The following is a 14,242-nucleotide window of genomic DNA, read 5'->3' as shown; positions in this document are numbered from 1 at the left end:
GGGCATGTGCAACCCGCGTACGGCATCGACGAGCAGGCTATGAGTTCCTATGCCTCTAGATGTGGAAAGAAGTGCGTTGGGGGATTCGCGACCCGCATCACACCACGGTCTGGCCGCCTGCGATGGTGAGCAGCGCGCCCGAGGTGTAGCTGGCCTCGTCGGAGGCAAGCATGACGTAGGCCGACGCGAGTTCGGCCGGCTGGCCGGGGCGACCGAACGGCGTCTTCGATCCGAATGTTTCGACTGCATCGGGCGGCATGCCCGCCGGGATGAACGGGGTCCAGATCGGACCGGGCAGGACCGCGTTCACCCGGATGCCCTTTTCGGCAAGCAGTTGCGCAAGGCCGACTGTCAAATTCGCGATGGCCCCCTTGGTGGTGGCGTAGGGCAGGAGCTGCGGAGACGGATCCTTCGAGTTCACCGAAGCGGTGTTGATGATCGAGCCGCCTGGCTTGATATGGCGCGTCGCCAGTTGGGTCAGGTGGAACGTCGCGTGGACGTTGGTGTCGAATGTCTTGGTCCACTCCTCGAGCGAGACCTCGTCGAGCGACTTGAATGGCTTCTGGTAGGCCGCATTGTTGACCAGGATGTCGAGGCCGCCGAATTCAGCGATGGCGCGCTCCACAATCTGCTCGCGGAAGCTCGCGTCGCTGATGTCGCCGGGCGCCATCACGGCCTTTCGGCCGGCCTCCTCGATAAGGCGGCGGCAAGTCGCGCCATCCTCGCCCTCGCTCGGCAGGTGCACGACCAAAAGGTCGGCGCCCTCCCGGGCGAATGCGATCGCCACCGCGAGCCCGATCCCGCTGTCGCCACCCGTAATGATCGCCTTCTTGCCCGCCAGCTTCCCCGAGCCCTTGTAGCTCTCCTCGCCATGGTCGGGCCGAGGATCCATCTTCTCGGTCAGCCCCGGGAAGGACTGCGGCTGCTTGGGAAACGGCGGCTTCGGGAAGTGCTTCATCGAATGCTCCTGTGTCTTGGAGCAAACGGTCAGCGCCCGGAATTCGTTCGGACGCCGACCAGCGAAGAGCCCATCGCCGCGGTCACGCGACCGCGGCGATGGGCCCAGGCCGAGTTTAACCGATGAACTCGATCAGGTCGCGGTTCAGCCGTTCGGGATCGGTCGCGAACAGGCCGTGAGGCTCGCCATCGTACTCGATGTAGTTCGAACCCTGGATGCCCGCGGCCGCCGCCTTGCCGCTCGGCTTGATCGGGACGGTTGCGTCCGACGCGCCATGGATGATCAGGGTCGGCTTGGTGAACGACTTCAGGTCCGGCCGGAAGTCGGTCCGCCCGAACGCATCGACGCAATCGAGCGTCGCCTTCGGGCTCGCCATCAGGCCGAGCGTAAAGGTCCAGTCGAGGAGCGCGGAGCTGACCGGACGGGAAATCACTCCGACGCCGTAAAATTGCTTGGCGAAGGTCTGGAGGAAGGCGAAGCGGTCCTTACGGATCTCGCTTTTCATGTCCTCGAAGACGCTTGCGTCGACGCCATCGGGGTTGCTGTCGTCCTTCAACAGGTACGGCACGACCGAAGCCACCAGCACGGTCTTGGCGACACGGTCGGAGCCATGGCGGGTGAGGTAGCGGGCGATCTCGCCCCCGCCCATCGAGAAGCCGACGAGGTTCGCCTCGCGGATGTCGAGCTTGTCCAGCACCGCCGCCAGGTCGTCGGCGAATGTGTCGTAGTCGTATCCGGTCGCGGGGTGTGCGGACTGGCCGAAGCCGCGGCGGTCATAGGTGATGACCCGGTAGCCCGCTTCGAGCAGCGCCAGCGTCTGGTACTCGAACATGTCGCCCGTCAGCGGCCAGCCATGGATCAGGACGACAGGCTTGCCCTCTCCGGCGTCCTTGACGTGCAGATGCGCTCCGTCGCGGCTCTCAATGTGCATGCGTTCTCCCTGGTGCGATCAGTTATGAGGGGTCATGCCCCCGCGTACTGAAGCAACGCCAACGCGCGCCGAACGGTTCTCCGTCACCGCTCCTCGGGATCGAAACCTTGCCAGCGCCGTTGGTCAGGGCATTCGCATCCTGCGCCCGGAAGGCGCACTGCATCCGCATGGAAGGAGACAGCCATGAGCCTTCAAGGCAAGAAGATCGCGATCCTGATCGCGCCGAGCGGCACGGAGGAACCCGAGTTCTCCAAGCCCAAGGAGGCCGTCGAACAGGCCGGCGGCGAAGTGACCGTCATCAGCATCGAGAAGGGCGAGGCCAAATCGGTGAACAACGACTTGGACCCGGGCGGCAGCTACGCCGTCGACAAGACCTTCTCCGAGGTCTCCGCAGACGAGTTCGACGGCCTCGTCATTCAGGGGGCTGCGTTGGGGCCGACAAGCTGCGGGCCGACGAAGACGCGATTGCGTTTATCCGAGCGTTTTTTCGAGCAGTCCAAGCCCGTCGCCGCGATCTGCCACGCGCCTTGGACCCTGGTTGAGGCTGGCGTGCTTGAGGGGCGAACCATCACGTCCTTCCCGACGCTTAAGACGGACGTCGAGAATGCGGGCGGGACGTGGGTCGACGAGGAAGTCGTGGTCGACAAGGGCCTCGTGACGAGCCGGAACCCGGACGACCTTCCAGCCTTCTGCGCCAAGCTCGTCGAGGAGTTCGCCGAGGGCAAGCACCCCGAACAGGCCCGCAGTGCCTGAGTTCGGTCGCCATTCAGCGATGCGGCCGGCGCCCCGCTCGCGACGCGGGTCTTGCGTCACGTAGGGCTGAGCAACGCGCGGAAACGTAAGCATCGAGTTGCCGCATCCGCGTGGCGGTAGAGACCGATGGAAAGAACAAACACCGGAGACACACGATGCAGGACGGCAATAAACCCAATCCCGACGATGTCGAGATCGAACGTCAAGAATCCAGCGAGAGCATCAAGACGCCAGTCGATCCGGAAGCCCAGCTCGACGAGGTTGCCCGGACGCCGAACGAGAAGGCGGCCGGCGACCATGCGGGTAAGCAGGGGTCCCATGGCGGCGCACACGAGGCGTCTCCGGACGATCCCGACGAGGCGCAGTCGCCGACCTGACGGGGGTCGCCTCCGGACGAACCCGCGGCAGGCGTCGGGAGTTGGACCATCATGGCTCTCCCACGCAGGCTAATCGACCCGAAGACCATCTACCTCGAGCCGGAGGTGCGGAACTTTGCCCGCGGCCGCGAGGCGTTGGAGCGCTTCCCGGACGCGAGGCTGATCGAGGTCGCGAGCCACGCACGCATTCCAGAGTTGTTCGCCGACGAGGCGCTCGCCGCCGACTGGCTGCGGATGAAGCGCGACGTGCTGGTGCTGGGCGTGAAGAAGGGGCTTGCCCTGCGGCCCAACGGCCGCTCAGCGGACTTCATCGCGCCGTCCACGTCGAACGGCTGCGCGATGGCGTGCTCCTATTGCTACGTTCCGCGGCGCAAGGGCTACGCGAACCCCGTGACGATCTTCGTCAACGTCGAGGCGATCTCGGCCGCGATCGCGCGGCACGCCGCGAAGCTCGGTCCGAAGCCGTTGCCCAACAGCGTCGATCCCGTCGACTGGGTTTATGACCTCGGAGAGAACGGCGACCTTTCCGCGGACGCAACGATCACCGGTACGGTGCGCGACCTCGTCGCCGCCTTCCGCGACATCCCGAACGCCAAGGGCTCGTTTGCGACGAAGCTCGTGAACCGCGAGCTGCTGGACTACGACCCGCGAGGCCGGACGCGCATCCGCTTCTCGCTGATGCCGGAGGGGCCGTCCAAGGTCGTCGACGTGCGCACATCCCCGATCGAGGAGCGGATCGCGGCAATCAACGACTTCGTCGAGGCGGGCTACGAGGTCCACGTCAACTTCAGCCCGGTAATCGTGCACGAAGGCTGGGAGCCCGAGTGGCGCGGCCTGTTCGCCGCGATCGACGACACGCTGTCGGACCGGGCCAAGGCTCAGCTCAAGTGTGAGATCATCATGCTCACGCACAACGCGGGCCTGCATGAGATCAACCTCGCCTGGCACCCCAAGGGCGAGGACTTGCTGTGGCGACCGGATCTGCAGGAGACGAAGATCAGCCAGAACGGGATGGCCAACCTGCGCTACCGGACGCCGTGGAACAAGACGTGGCTGGAGCGACTGCTGCGGTGGCGCTCCGAGATGATCCCATACTGCGAGGTGCGCTACGCCTTCTAGGCGGTCAAGTGCCCTTGGCGTCATCGGACGATTGAGTGAGCCAGCAACGGCTCGCTCGGAAGAACGCTTCGCCAAGGTTTGCCGCGTGGCCGGACCTGCCGCCCGTAACATCGACCGCCAGACAGTCCTCGCGGAACTGATAGCGCCATCGGTCTGGCGAACCGTCGGAAAGGCGCTCCCGCCTGACTGTTCCGACCGCGGCGCCGTTGCAAGTCAGCGTGAAGCAGCCACTCTCGTTCAGGATTGGAGCGAGGTGAAGCGTCATTCTGCCGACCAAGCCTTGGACGGCCGCAGGAATCGAATCCCAGCATTGGACAAAGACGCGTAGACCACCGTGCGCTCCTCAGATCGAGACCGAACAACGCCGATACGCCGAAAGGATTCGTAGGCTGGTTTGCGCACCTCATCAACCGACGAACACAGCTCCACAGCCTCGCCGTCCTCAACCGCTCGTGAACCAAACCTCCGGTCCGGGAGTTTGGGCAGCACCCAGCGCCATCGCGCCGGGAGCTTTGCAAGGAGAACCACATGCGCACCCGGATCCGACTGATGGCTTCCACGCTCGTGACGGCGGCCGCCGTCGGGCTCGGCGTCCCCGCGGCTCTGGCGGACGACATGGCGGCGCAGAACGCCAAGGTCACCATCACTCAGGCGGTCGAGGCCGCGGAGGCGAAGGGCGGCAAGGCGACTGAGGTTGAGTACAGCGACGACAACGGCGGCCGCTGGGAGGTCAAGGTCGTGGCCGACGGCGGCAACAAGCTCACCGAGTACTACGTCGACCCGAACTCGGGCCAGGTGACCGGCCAGGAGGAGCAGACGTTCGAGAAGTACTTCACGATGCTGAAGCCGGAGAACTACGCCAAAGCGCAGACCCAGCTCAAGGGCGCGATCGCAGCCGCCGAAGCCTTCGCCAAGGGCAAGGCCGTCGACGCCGAGGTCGAGCGCGACAGCGACGCCGTGAAGTACGAGATCACCGTCGCCACTGCCGACGGCAACAAAGACGTAAACGTCGACGCGATGGGCAAGGCCAGCTCGGACTGATCGTCTGATAGCGCAACGGCGGCGCCGTGCTTGGCGGCCGCCGTTGCACCCTCTCAAAACCCTCTTCCACTTTCCGGAGATCGAGCCGATGGCCAAGAAGCCTTCCCCGCGTCAGCACGCCACCCGCAACGAAACACCCTCAAACGCCAAGAAGGTCGCGATCGAGACGCTGAACGCGCGGCTTGCCGACGGCATCGACCTCGCGCTTGCGGTCAAGCAGGCGCACTGGAACCTGAAGGGCCCCCAGTTCATCGCCGTGCATCTGATGCTAGACGGCTTCCGCAAGGAGCTCGATGGCTTCAACGACGACATGGCGGAGCGCGTCGTCCAGCTCGGCGGCACGGCGCTCGGAACCACCCAGGTGGTCGCGCAGTCGTCGAAGCTCGCGGCCTACCCGACCGACGTCTATGCGGTCGCCGACCATCTCGCGGCCCTCATCGACCGCTACGCGACCTTCGCCAACGCCGTCCGCGAGAACATCGACGAGGTCGACGAGGCGGGCGAGCCGGACACCGCCGACCTGCTGACGGGCCTGTCGCGCGCGATCGACAAGCAGCTCTGGTTCATCGAGGCGCACGTGCAGGAACCGATGGGCCAGCCTCGCGACGGCGACGGCAAGGGCTCTCGCTGAGGCGCGTCCCCCGCTAGATCAGCCGACGCCCGTCGGGCCGTCGATCACCCGGCGCACCCGACGGGCCAGCTCCAGCCGCTTGTAAGGCTTGATGGGTTTCGAGGGAGTAGTGGCGAAGCGCCAGGACGCCTCGTATCGGTCGGGCGCGAGCGAGACGTGGCTCAAAGCGAAATGTACCGAGATCGGCATATTCGGCGTGTCCGCCTACCTGCCAGGCCAACGATCCCTTAAGATATCCTGAAGGAGGGAGCGCTCGTCTTGGTCGGCTCAGTAGGGGCAGGTCTGACTGAGAGGGCCGCAGCCGACATCAAGGCGAAGATCGCTAGTTAGGGCTTCGCGTTGGTCGAGGTAGAGTACCGAGGCAGAACGCCGTCGGGCCGCCTGCGGCATCCAGCTTTAAAGGGTATGGCGTCGGGCTGACGCTGCAAACCCACCGATGTCGACTTGGGTCGTCTGGCGCGCTGCGCGTCGATCCCCGCCCATGGACGCGCGCCGCACGCCTCCCGCCACCTCTGGCGAAGCATTTCTTTCGCGGCAAGAATTTCACCGGCAGAACCCGTGTTTGACATTGATTGACACCGACTCCTGCACGCCTCACGAAGGCTGATGTCCTGCCGCCAAACACGCAACGTTTCGCTGACCCCAGAGCTTGAGGGGTTCATCAATGACAGTCTCGCGTCAGGCGATTACGCCAGCGCGAGCGAAGTGGTTCGGGCAGGCCTGAGGTCGCTCCGGAGCGAAGGCCGTGTCGGTCGGCCAGCTTTGGCCGATTGGCCGAAAGCGGGGGGCGAATGCGGCGCGTTGATCCGCAGCCGCGACTGGAGCAGCACGCCGCTTGGTCCGATAAACCGCTGGTCTCTCGAACTGCGGGCGACGGTCGCCAACATCGTCAACTCGCCCGTCGCCAAGGTGCTGATGTGGGGCCCGTCCCACACCATGATCTACAACGACGCCTACATCGCGATTGTTGGGTCGAAACATCCAGAGGCGCTAGGCGGCGCTGTCGACAAGGTCTGGCCGGAAATCTGGGACTGGAACCGCACGATGCTTGAAGCGGGTTTCCGCGGAGAGCTGTCGTCCTTCCACGACCAGGCAATGACGCTCGCGAGAGACGACGAGGAGACGACGTTCTTTTTCGACCTCTTCTACACGCCGGTCTACGAAGCCGACGCCTCCATCGGCGGGGTAATGTGCACGGTCGTGGACAACACGCAGCGTCTTGCGACGGAGCGGCGTCTGGCGGAAAGCGAGGCCAATCTGCGCCGCGTCACCGACGCGTTGCCGATGCTGATCGCATATGTCGACCGCGGTCATGTCTATCGGTTCGCCAACCGCGCTTACGAGGCATGGCTCGGAGTGTCGCCTGAGGACATGGTGGGGCGGCACGTTCGCGAGATCGTGGGCGAAGCCTATTATGAGCTGCGGCGCGAGTGGATTGACCGGGCTCTTGCAGGGGAGGCGACGAGTTCCGAGGCAGACTTGCCTCATCGCGACGGCGCGCGCCACCGATCCGAAATCCGCTATGTGCCAGATATCAAGGCGGACGGCTCGGTTCCTGGCGTCTACATCCTCGTGGTCGATCTGGAAGAGCGAGCGCACCGTGAGGCGATGCTCCAGGCGAGCGACCGTCGCTTTCGAACCGCTATGGGCGCGGTCCACGGCGTTCTCTGGACCAACAGCGCCGACGGCCGGATGCTCGGCGAGCAACCTGGCTGGGCCGCCCTGACAGGGCAGTCGATCGAGGAATATCAAGGATATGGCTGGGCGGCTGCCGTCCATCCCGACGATCGGGGTCCCAGCGTCGCGAGCTGGAACGAGGCTGTCGCTGCGAAGAGCATGTATGTGTTCGAGCATCGCGTCCGGCGCCATGACGGAGCGTGGCGCACCTTCGCAATCCGGGGCCTGCCGATCCTCGACGAAGCCAATGAGATCACCGAATGGGTCGGCGTTCATACCGACATCACGCACCAGCGCGCGGCCGAGGACGCTCTACGTGATCACGCCGCAAACCTGACCCGAGAGGTTCGCCATCGCGAGCGCGCGGAGGGCCAGCTTCGGCAGCTCAACGAAACGCTCGAAGCCCGCGTCATTGCGGAAATCGAGGAGCGCCGTCAGGCGGAGGCGAAGCTTCTGCAAGCGCAGAAGATGGAGACTGTCGGCAAGCTGACCGGCGGTGTCGCGCACGATTTCAACAACCTGCTGCAGGTCGTGTCGGGCAATCTGCAACTTTTGGGAAAAGACATCGCCGGCAACGAGCGCGCGGAGCGCCGGGTTGCAAACGCCATGTCGGGTGTCGCCCGAGGCGCGAAGCTTGCCTCTCAACTGCTTGCTTTTGGACGACGCCAGGCTCTCGAGCCCAAAGTCATCAATCCCGGCCGCTTCGTGCGTGACATGGATGACATGCTGCGCCGCGCGATCGGCGAGGCGATCGAAATCGAAACCGTGTTCGCCGGCGGGCTTTGGAACACCTTCGCCGACCCGGTTCAGATCGAGAACGCCGTCCTCAACATGGCGATCAACGCGCGCGACGCGATGGACGGGCGGGGCAAGCTGACGATCGAGCTCGCCAACGCCCACCTCGACGACGCATATGCGCGGACCCACGACGAGGTCGCCGCTGGCCAGTACGTCATGCTCGCCGTGACCGACACGGGCTGCGGCATGCCCGCAGACGTCGTCGACAAGGTTTTCGAGCCGTTTTACTCGACCAAAGCCGAAGGCAAAGGATCGGGTCTTGGGCTGTCGATGGTCTACGGCTTCGTCAAACAGTCCGGCGGCCACGTGAAGATCTATTCCGAGGTCGGGCACGGCACGACAATCAAGATCTACCTGCCTCGCGCCATGGAGGCGGAAGACGTCGAGGTCGTGGTCGACGCTGGCCCGATTACCGGCGGCGCTGAAACCGTGCTGGTGGTCGAAGATGACGCCGAGGTTCGGGAGACTGCCGTTTCGATGCTGACTGACCTTGGCTACCGCGTACTCAAGGCGGTCGATGCTCAAAGCGCCCTGATCGTGATCGAAAGCGGCATTCCGATCGACATTCTGTTCACCGATGTCGTCATGCCCGGCGCCCTGAAGAGCCCCGAGCTGGCAAGGAAGGCCCGCGAGCGGCTGCCCGGAATCGCAGTGCTGTTCACCTCTGGCTACACCGAAAACTCGATCGTGCATGGCGGCAAATTGGACGTCGGCGTCGAGTTGCTGTCGAAGCCGTATACCCGCGAGGCCCTGGCCCGAAAGTTCAGACATGTATTAGCCAACCAGCGCCATCGGGGATCGGTGAAGCCTGCGTCCGCGGAGGCTCCTAAGGCGGCCGCGCCAGTGTCGCCGGCCGCGCGTCAAGGCACGATCCTACTGGTCGAGGATGATGCGTTGATCCGAATGAGCAGCGCCGAAATCCTGCAGAGCGCAGGGTATGTCGTCGTGGAAGCCGGGAGTGCCGAGGAGGCGCATCTCGCGCTCCAGACAGCGCCGATCGACGTGCTCGTGACCGATCTCAACCTCCCCGGCGCATCGGGCGAGCATCTTGCGGAGTGCGCCCGCGAGATGAAGCCGGCGGTACGGATCGTCTATGCCACAGGCGACGCCACCGCTGTAAAGCTCGACGGTGAGATCGCTCTACTGGCTAAGCCTTATGATGCGACGCAGCTCCTTGATGCGGTTGTCACGACCGAGCCTGATGCTCTGTTGACACAAGAGGATCACGATGTTGGCGCCAAGTCGACCGTAAACGATTGAGAGAAGCGAACAGCGAAATCGGCGAAAGTGGAGCCTGAAGGCCCCTCCGCTGCGGATGGAGAAGGATCAACAGGCCTCATTGCCTCGCCGACTTAATCGTTGTTTCCAGCCGCGCGCGCCGGAATCTGATCTTGCCGAACTGCCGACAAGCGGACCGATCGCGCGTCGGCTAATGGGATGGACCGGCTGCTTCCCTCGGCGGGTTAGCCTTCAAGGCTGTTGCCCGCGAAGACCTGGAGAAGCAGCCCATGCAAACGACCCGCGAAACCACAACGCCCGCGCTGACATCCGTCGGAATCGATATCGGCAAGGACGTCTTTCACGTCGTGGGTTTTGGCCCCGACGGGAAGATCGCGTTCCGGAAGAAGATCCGACGGCTTGCCCTCGTCGAGACGTTCAGGGCGCTTCCGCCCTGCATCGTCGGAATGGAGGCCTGTCTGAGCGCGCACTTTGTCAGCCGGACGCTGCGTGAGCTCGGCCATGAGCCTCGGATCATTCCGGCGATCTACGTGAAGCCCTTCGTGAAGGGCCAGAAGAATGACTACAACGACGCAGAGGCGATTGCTGAGGCGGCATTGCGGCCGAACCTAAACCTGGTTCGGGAGAAGACGCAGGATCAGCTCGATCTCCAATCCTGTCATCGAGTGCGCTCGCGGCTGGTGTCCCGCCGCACCGCGACCATCAACCAGATCCGCGCCTTCCTGATCGAACAGGGCATCGCGGTCAGGACAGGTTCGCGCTCGCTGCGCAACTCGCTGTTCGAGATCTTGAGGAACAGGGAGAGCGAGATCTCGCCGCGCATGCACGACCTGATCGTTGGGCTTTATGAGGACTGGCTCTGGTTGGACGAACGCATCGAGACCATCACCCGTGAGATCGAGCAGATCAGCCAGACCGAAGAGAACTGCCGTCGGTTGATGAGCGTGCCGGGTGTCGGGCCGCTCATCTCCACCGGCGTGGTCGCCGCGATCGGAACGGGCGAAGCCTTCGAACGCGGACGCGATTTCGGCGCCTGGCTCGGCCTTGTGCCGCGGCAGTACAGCACTGGCGGGAGGTCGATCCTCGGGCGCATCTCGAAACGCGGCAGCCGCTATCTGAGAACGCTGTTCATCCAGGCTGCGAACGTCATCCTCATGCGGCCGCAGAACTGGGAGCGGTTCAGCTTCGGATCGTGGCTGAAGGAAGCGGCGACGCGCCTTCACCGCAACAAGCTGGCGACGGCGCTGGCCAACAAGCTCGCCCGCATCGCCTGGAGCGTTCTACGTCATGACAGGGCGTTCGACGCTCACCCTGTTGAGGCTACGGCGATCTGAAGCCGTAGCCTCGTTAAGTTCGCGACCGAGAACTGCATGGAACGGATCGATCAACGCGCTCGGAGTCTGATGACCCTTAGGGAGCGTCCCCATTAACGGGGTTTCGTTTTCGAGCGCGTGCTGATTCCATCTCCTTTGAAGGAGATGGGCATGCGACGACACGAACTGTCGGACGACGAGTGGCGGATCATCGAGCCGCTGCTTCCGCGGAACTCCCGGGGCGTCGCGCGGGTGGACGACCGACGGGTGATCAACGGCATCCTGTGGCGGTTCCGGACGGGCTCGTCCTGGCGCGACGTTCCGGAACGCTACGGGCCGCGAACGACGCTCTACAACCGCTTCAGCCGATGGCGGGCGGCCGGCGTCTGGGACCGGCTTCTGGCTGCGGTGTCGGAGGCTTACGACGGCGACATCGTGATGATCGACAGTTCCTGCGTCCGGGTCCACCAGCATGGGGCCGCGGGCAAAAAGGGGGCTCCGGCGATCCTTGCATGGGACGTTCCCGCGGCGGCCTGACGACCAAGATCCACGCCCTCGTCGACGCCGAGGGCTGACCGATCCGGATCGAGCTCACCGCGGGACAGGCAGGCGACGCGCCGGTCGCCGCGACGCTGCTGGCTGACATTCGGCCGGGGGCCGCGGTCGTCGCCGACAAGGCCTACGACACCGATGGCGTCCGCGCCTTCGTGCAAGACCGCGGAGCCTGGCCCAACATCCCGCCGCGCTCGATCCGCAAGGCGACCTTCAGTTTCAGTCGCTGGGTCTACCGCCAGCGCAATCTCGTCGAGCGCTTCTTCAATCGTATCAAGCAAATGCGCGGCATCGCCACCCGTTACGACCGCAGGGCCGACAACTTCCTCGCAGCCATCAAGCTCGTCGCCGCGCGTCTCTGGGTCAACGCGTTATGAGTCCGCTTCCTAGGGTCGCTTGGCGACCTGTCCGCTAATGAGACCAAATGCGCGTGCGTATTCCCATCAAGGCCACGGCCCGCGAGCCGATCAAACAGGCCGGATACATATCAGCGACTTCCGCACCAGCACGCCTCAGTTGCGAACAGCAGCCGGTCCATACATTCGGGTCATGAGGCGAAGTTTAATGAGCCACTCCAGTATTGCCACCTGCACACCCGCTCGCGGGTCCGCCAGCTAAATCGCGGTTGCAGCGCGGTTACCGTCACGAACCTCGCGGAGAATTCAGTCCGCTCTGCTCCAGTTCACTAGGGTTCAACAACGCAAGCCGAAGCGCTCGTTGAACTGCGGCGTCGGGAAGCTCATTCTGAGCTTCCCCTTAGCAAGGCAGCGACACGGCAATTTCTCGTTTGCCAAGGTTGGGGTCGAGGGTTCGAATCCCTTCGCCCGCTCCAGTCTCTCAAACGAAGAAAGCCGCCGGTCTCCGGCGGCTTTCTTCGTTTGAGAGACTGGAGCGTCCGGTTTCAATGAGTTCCAAAGGGCCGTGGTTGCACGCGGGTTACTTGTCTGCTCCCAACTGCCGATATGAAATCGTGCTGTCGCTTTGGCGTGCCGTAGTGTGTTTCATGATCAAGAGGGGCCGCGGGACGCGGAGAACGACACACGCGCCTGAAGTTCCGACAGCTTGTCTCGAGCCTCGAGAGAGATCGCCTTGATCTCTTCCTGGTCCTCGATCCGGTCGTAGCGCCTGGGGCCCGCGGCCGGCTTACCGGGGCCGTTCGGGCTGGACGCCACGCAGATAGCCGAGCGAGACGGCGGCGCGGACCTCCGCGAGCGCGATCAACAGCGCGCGGATCGCGGCTCGTTCATCCCCGCGGGCCCTTATGATCAGCTCGCCGACGACGGCTTCAGTCCAATCTAAGCTCTCATCTTCGAACAGTTTCTCGTCAGCGTCCAGCATGGCCTCCCTGGTAGATAGGAATTTATTCTGTTAAAGCAAAAATAGAACACGGCGATTTCAGCGTGGGCGAGTTTCGCGAGATCGCGGAAGCGATCCGTGCCTTTCAGGCTCAGGCGAAGCGCGCGAGGGAGAGCACGCTAGCGCACCTTCTGGAAATGGCGGCGCTCGAGGCGGAGGAGCGGGCCAGATCATGAATGGCGCCGGTTGAAGCGCGGGGGCTTTGTCCCCGCCGGGATGTTCCAGAAAAAGCCCGGCGCGTTCCCCTGAAGCGCCGGGCTTTTCTCCGTCCGAGACGCGCGCTCGGCGATCACGCCGATCTTAGCGCCGCAGACGGCGCGTCGACCTCAACGTGGCGGCTCCGGCGCCGGAAGCGCCTCGCTGCTAGTTCCCTGGCGCCAAACAGCAGCGTGCTCGTGCATTGACCGTTTGATCCGAGGCCGAGCCGTTTCTTGCCGAACAGACAAACGCGGTACCGTCACCGCTGATGTCGGTCAGCGCATAGGTGATCAGGAAACTCGAGCCCCTGCAGCCGCCGCCCACGATGGTGTAGCCCGAGGCGCAGACGGGCGAATAAACGTCGAGAGCGCCCCCGCTCGCACTGACGGTCCGCGTGGTGAAGGCCGTCGAATAGCAGCTGAGCGCTCTCGAAAACACAGGTCCAGCCGGACCGGTCGGCCCGGTTGGACCAACGGGCCCAGCCGGCCCTTGGGCCCCGTCCGCGCCTGCAGCGCCCTGGGGGCCCGTTGCGCCGTCCGCGCCTGCGGGACCGGCAGGTCCCTCAGCACCCTGAGGGCCAGTCGGGCCGGCGGCTCCCGTCGGACCAGTTTCGCCCGCAGGTCCCGTGTCGCCCTTGGTTCCCTTTGCGCCCTCGCGAGCGAACAGCGACCAAAACTCCGATTTGGCGCCCGGCTTTTCGCCTTTGTTGGTCTTTTTGTTTTCGACTGCGATCCAAGACGAGCCGTCGAAGTATACGACGTCATTTTCAGTATAGGTTTTCGAGCTAAGCCAGTTGTCGCGCGGGTTGATGCCGCGAGGCCCACAGTTGGCCACCACCGCCCTGGCGGTTTGGCTTCCTTGCGTTAGCGTCACGATGCAGTCAGCGGGCAGGTAGACGACCGAAAACTCGAATTTTCCTTTGCCGTCGGCCTTTTGATTGTATTGATCATCAAGCGTGACCCTGGCGCCCGCGGAGGTCTTGCCCGTCACAACGAGCCGACCGTTCGCGATCTCTGCCGAGACGACGTCGATCGCCGCGTGCGCCTGTCCAACAAACGCCAAGCTCGCCGCTGCGAGCATGCCTATCTGCAGACCGCGCATCTTCAATTCCCCACTGTTCGTACGACAGCGAGGATGACTCAGACGATTATTTTGAAAGTCAGTAGAAACACGTAGATCTACAAGTATTTATCTACCAGCGACGGCGCCGCCACCCATCGAACTTTAGTTGCAATGAGAGATGCGGCTGCGCTCGCACAGCCTTCATCTCGGCATCGCAGGTCTCGAGGTTGTCGAGTA

The 14,242-nt window shown here is 64.0% G+C and carries 13 protein-coding genes and 1 pseudogene; 9 read left to right on the top strand and 5 right to left on the bottom strand.

The annotated features are described in order from the left end of the window. Positions 1 to 97: 97 nt before the first annotated feature. Together K6K41_RS19515 and K6K41_RS19510 are read right to left on the bottom strand one after the other, a co-directional pair. Complete coding sequence (locus K6K41_RS19515) at positions 98 to 958, bottom strand: SDR family oxidoreductase (protein WP_261401877.1); 861 nt, start codon at positions 956 to 958, stop codon at positions 98 to 100. 115 nt (positions 959 to 1,073) lie between these two features. After that, a complete protein-coding gene (locus K6K41_RS19510; protein ID WP_261401876.1) occupies positions 1,074 to 1,889 on the bottom strand; it encodes an alpha/beta fold hydrolase in 816 nt (271 codons plus the stop codon). A gap of 183 nt (positions 1,890 to 2,072) precedes the next feature. On the opposite strand from K6K41_RS19510, the gene K6K41_RS19505 reads away from it, so the two are divergent. The 5 genes from K6K41_RS19505 (at position 2,073) to dps (ending at position 5,810) form a co-directional block, all read left to right on the top strand. Then, entirely contained in the window at positions 2,073 to 2,642 is a 570-nt protein-coding gene (locus K6K41_RS19505) for a type 1 glutamine amidotransferase domain-containing protein (RefSeq protein WP_261401875.1), read from the top strand. A 110-nt stretch (positions 2,643 to 2,752) separates the two neighbouring features. After that, positions 2,753 to 3,019 carry a hypothetical protein gene (locus K6K41_RS19500; protein WP_261401874.1) on the top strand — a complete coding sequence of 89 codons (267 nt, stop codon included), beginning with the start codon at positions 2,753 to 2,755 and terminating at the stop codon, positions 3,017 to 3,019. Positions 3,020 to 3,070: 51 nt separating this feature from the next. Next, positions 3,071 to 4,138, top strand: a complete 1,068-nt coding sequence (locus tag K6K41_RS19495; protein WP_261401873.1) for a spore photoproduct lyase family protein — start codon at positions 3,071 to 3,073, stop codon at positions 4,136 to 4,138. Between the two features lie 528 nt (positions 4,139 to 4,666). After that, positions 4,667 to 5,179 carry a PepSY domain-containing protein gene (locus tag K6K41_RS19490; protein WP_261401872.1) on the top strand — a complete coding sequence of 171 codons (513 nt, stop codon included), beginning with the start codon at positions 4,667 to 4,669 and terminating at the stop codon, positions 5,177 to 5,179. Positions 5,180 to 5,267: 88 nt separating this feature from the next. Next, positions 5,268 to 5,810, top strand: coding sequence for a DNA starvation/stationary phase protection protein Dps (gene dps, locus K6K41_RS19485; protein WP_261401871.1), 543 nt, complete (start codon positions 5,268 to 5,270; stop codon positions 5,808 to 5,810). An 18-nt stretch (positions 5,811 to 5,828) separates the two neighbouring features. Here dps and K6K41_RS19480 read toward each other — a convergent pair whose 3' ends face one another. Beyond that, positions 5,829 to 5,999, bottom strand: coding sequence for a hypothetical protein (locus K6K41_RS19480; RefSeq protein ID WP_261401870.1), 171 nt, complete (start codon positions 5,997 to 5,999; stop codon positions 5,829 to 5,831). Between the two features lie 417 nt (positions 6,000 to 6,416). On the opposite strand from K6K41_RS19480, the gene K6K41_RS19475 reads away from it, so the two are divergent. From K6K41_RS19475 to K6K41_RS19465, 3 genes and pseudogenes are all read left to right on the top strand, one after another. Beyond that, on the top strand, positions 6,417 to 9,545 hold the full coding sequence (locus K6K41_RS19475) for a type II toxin-antitoxin system ParD family antitoxin (protein ID WP_261401869.1): 3,129 nt from the start codon (positions 6,417 to 6,419) through the stop codon (positions 9,543 to 9,545). A 248-nt stretch (positions 9,546 to 9,793) separates the two neighbouring features. Beyond that, positions 9,794 to 10,858, top strand: a complete 1,065-nt coding sequence (locus tag K6K41_RS19470; RefSeq protein WP_261401868.1) for an IS110 family RNA-guided transposase — start codon at positions 9,794 to 9,796, stop codon at positions 10,856 to 10,858. Positions 10,859 to 11,002: 144 nt separating this feature from the next. After that, positions 11,003 to 11,766: pseudogene (locus K6K41_RS19465) on the top strand (IS5 family transposase). A gap of 766 nt (positions 11,767 to 12,532) precedes the next feature. On the opposite strand, the gene K6K41_RS19460 reads toward K6K41_RS19465, so the two are convergent. Then, positions 12,533 to 12,727, bottom strand: coding sequence for a hypothetical protein (locus K6K41_RS19460; protein WP_261401867.1), 195 nt, complete (start codon positions 12,725 to 12,727; stop codon positions 12,533 to 12,535). A gap of 62 nt (positions 12,728 to 12,789) precedes the next feature. On the opposite strand from K6K41_RS19460, the gene K6K41_RS19455 reads away from it, so the two are divergent. Next, a complete protein-coding gene (locus K6K41_RS19455) occupies positions 12,790 to 12,921 on the top strand; it encodes a hypothetical protein (RefSeq protein WP_261401866.1) in 132 nt (43 codons plus the stop codon). Positions 12,922 to 13,108: 187 nt separating this feature from the next. On the opposite strand, the gene K6K41_RS19450 is transcribed toward K6K41_RS19455, so the two are convergent. Next, positions 13,109 to 14,044: a collagen-like protein gene (locus tag K6K41_RS19450; protein ID WP_261401865.1), complete on the bottom strand. Its 936-nt coding sequence runs from the start codon at positions 14,042 to 14,044 to the stop codon at positions 13,109 to 13,111. Between the last annotated feature and the right edge of the window lie 198 nt (positions 14,045 to 14,242).

The organism is Chenggangzhangella methanolivorans, assembly GCF_019797865.1.
In the GTDB taxonomy this organism is placed as follows: Bacteria; Pseudomonadota; Alphaproteobacteria; order Rhizobiales; family Methylopilaceae; genus Methylopila; species Methylopila methanolivorans.
This window is presented reverse-complemented; position numbering and strand designations above follow the sequence as displayed.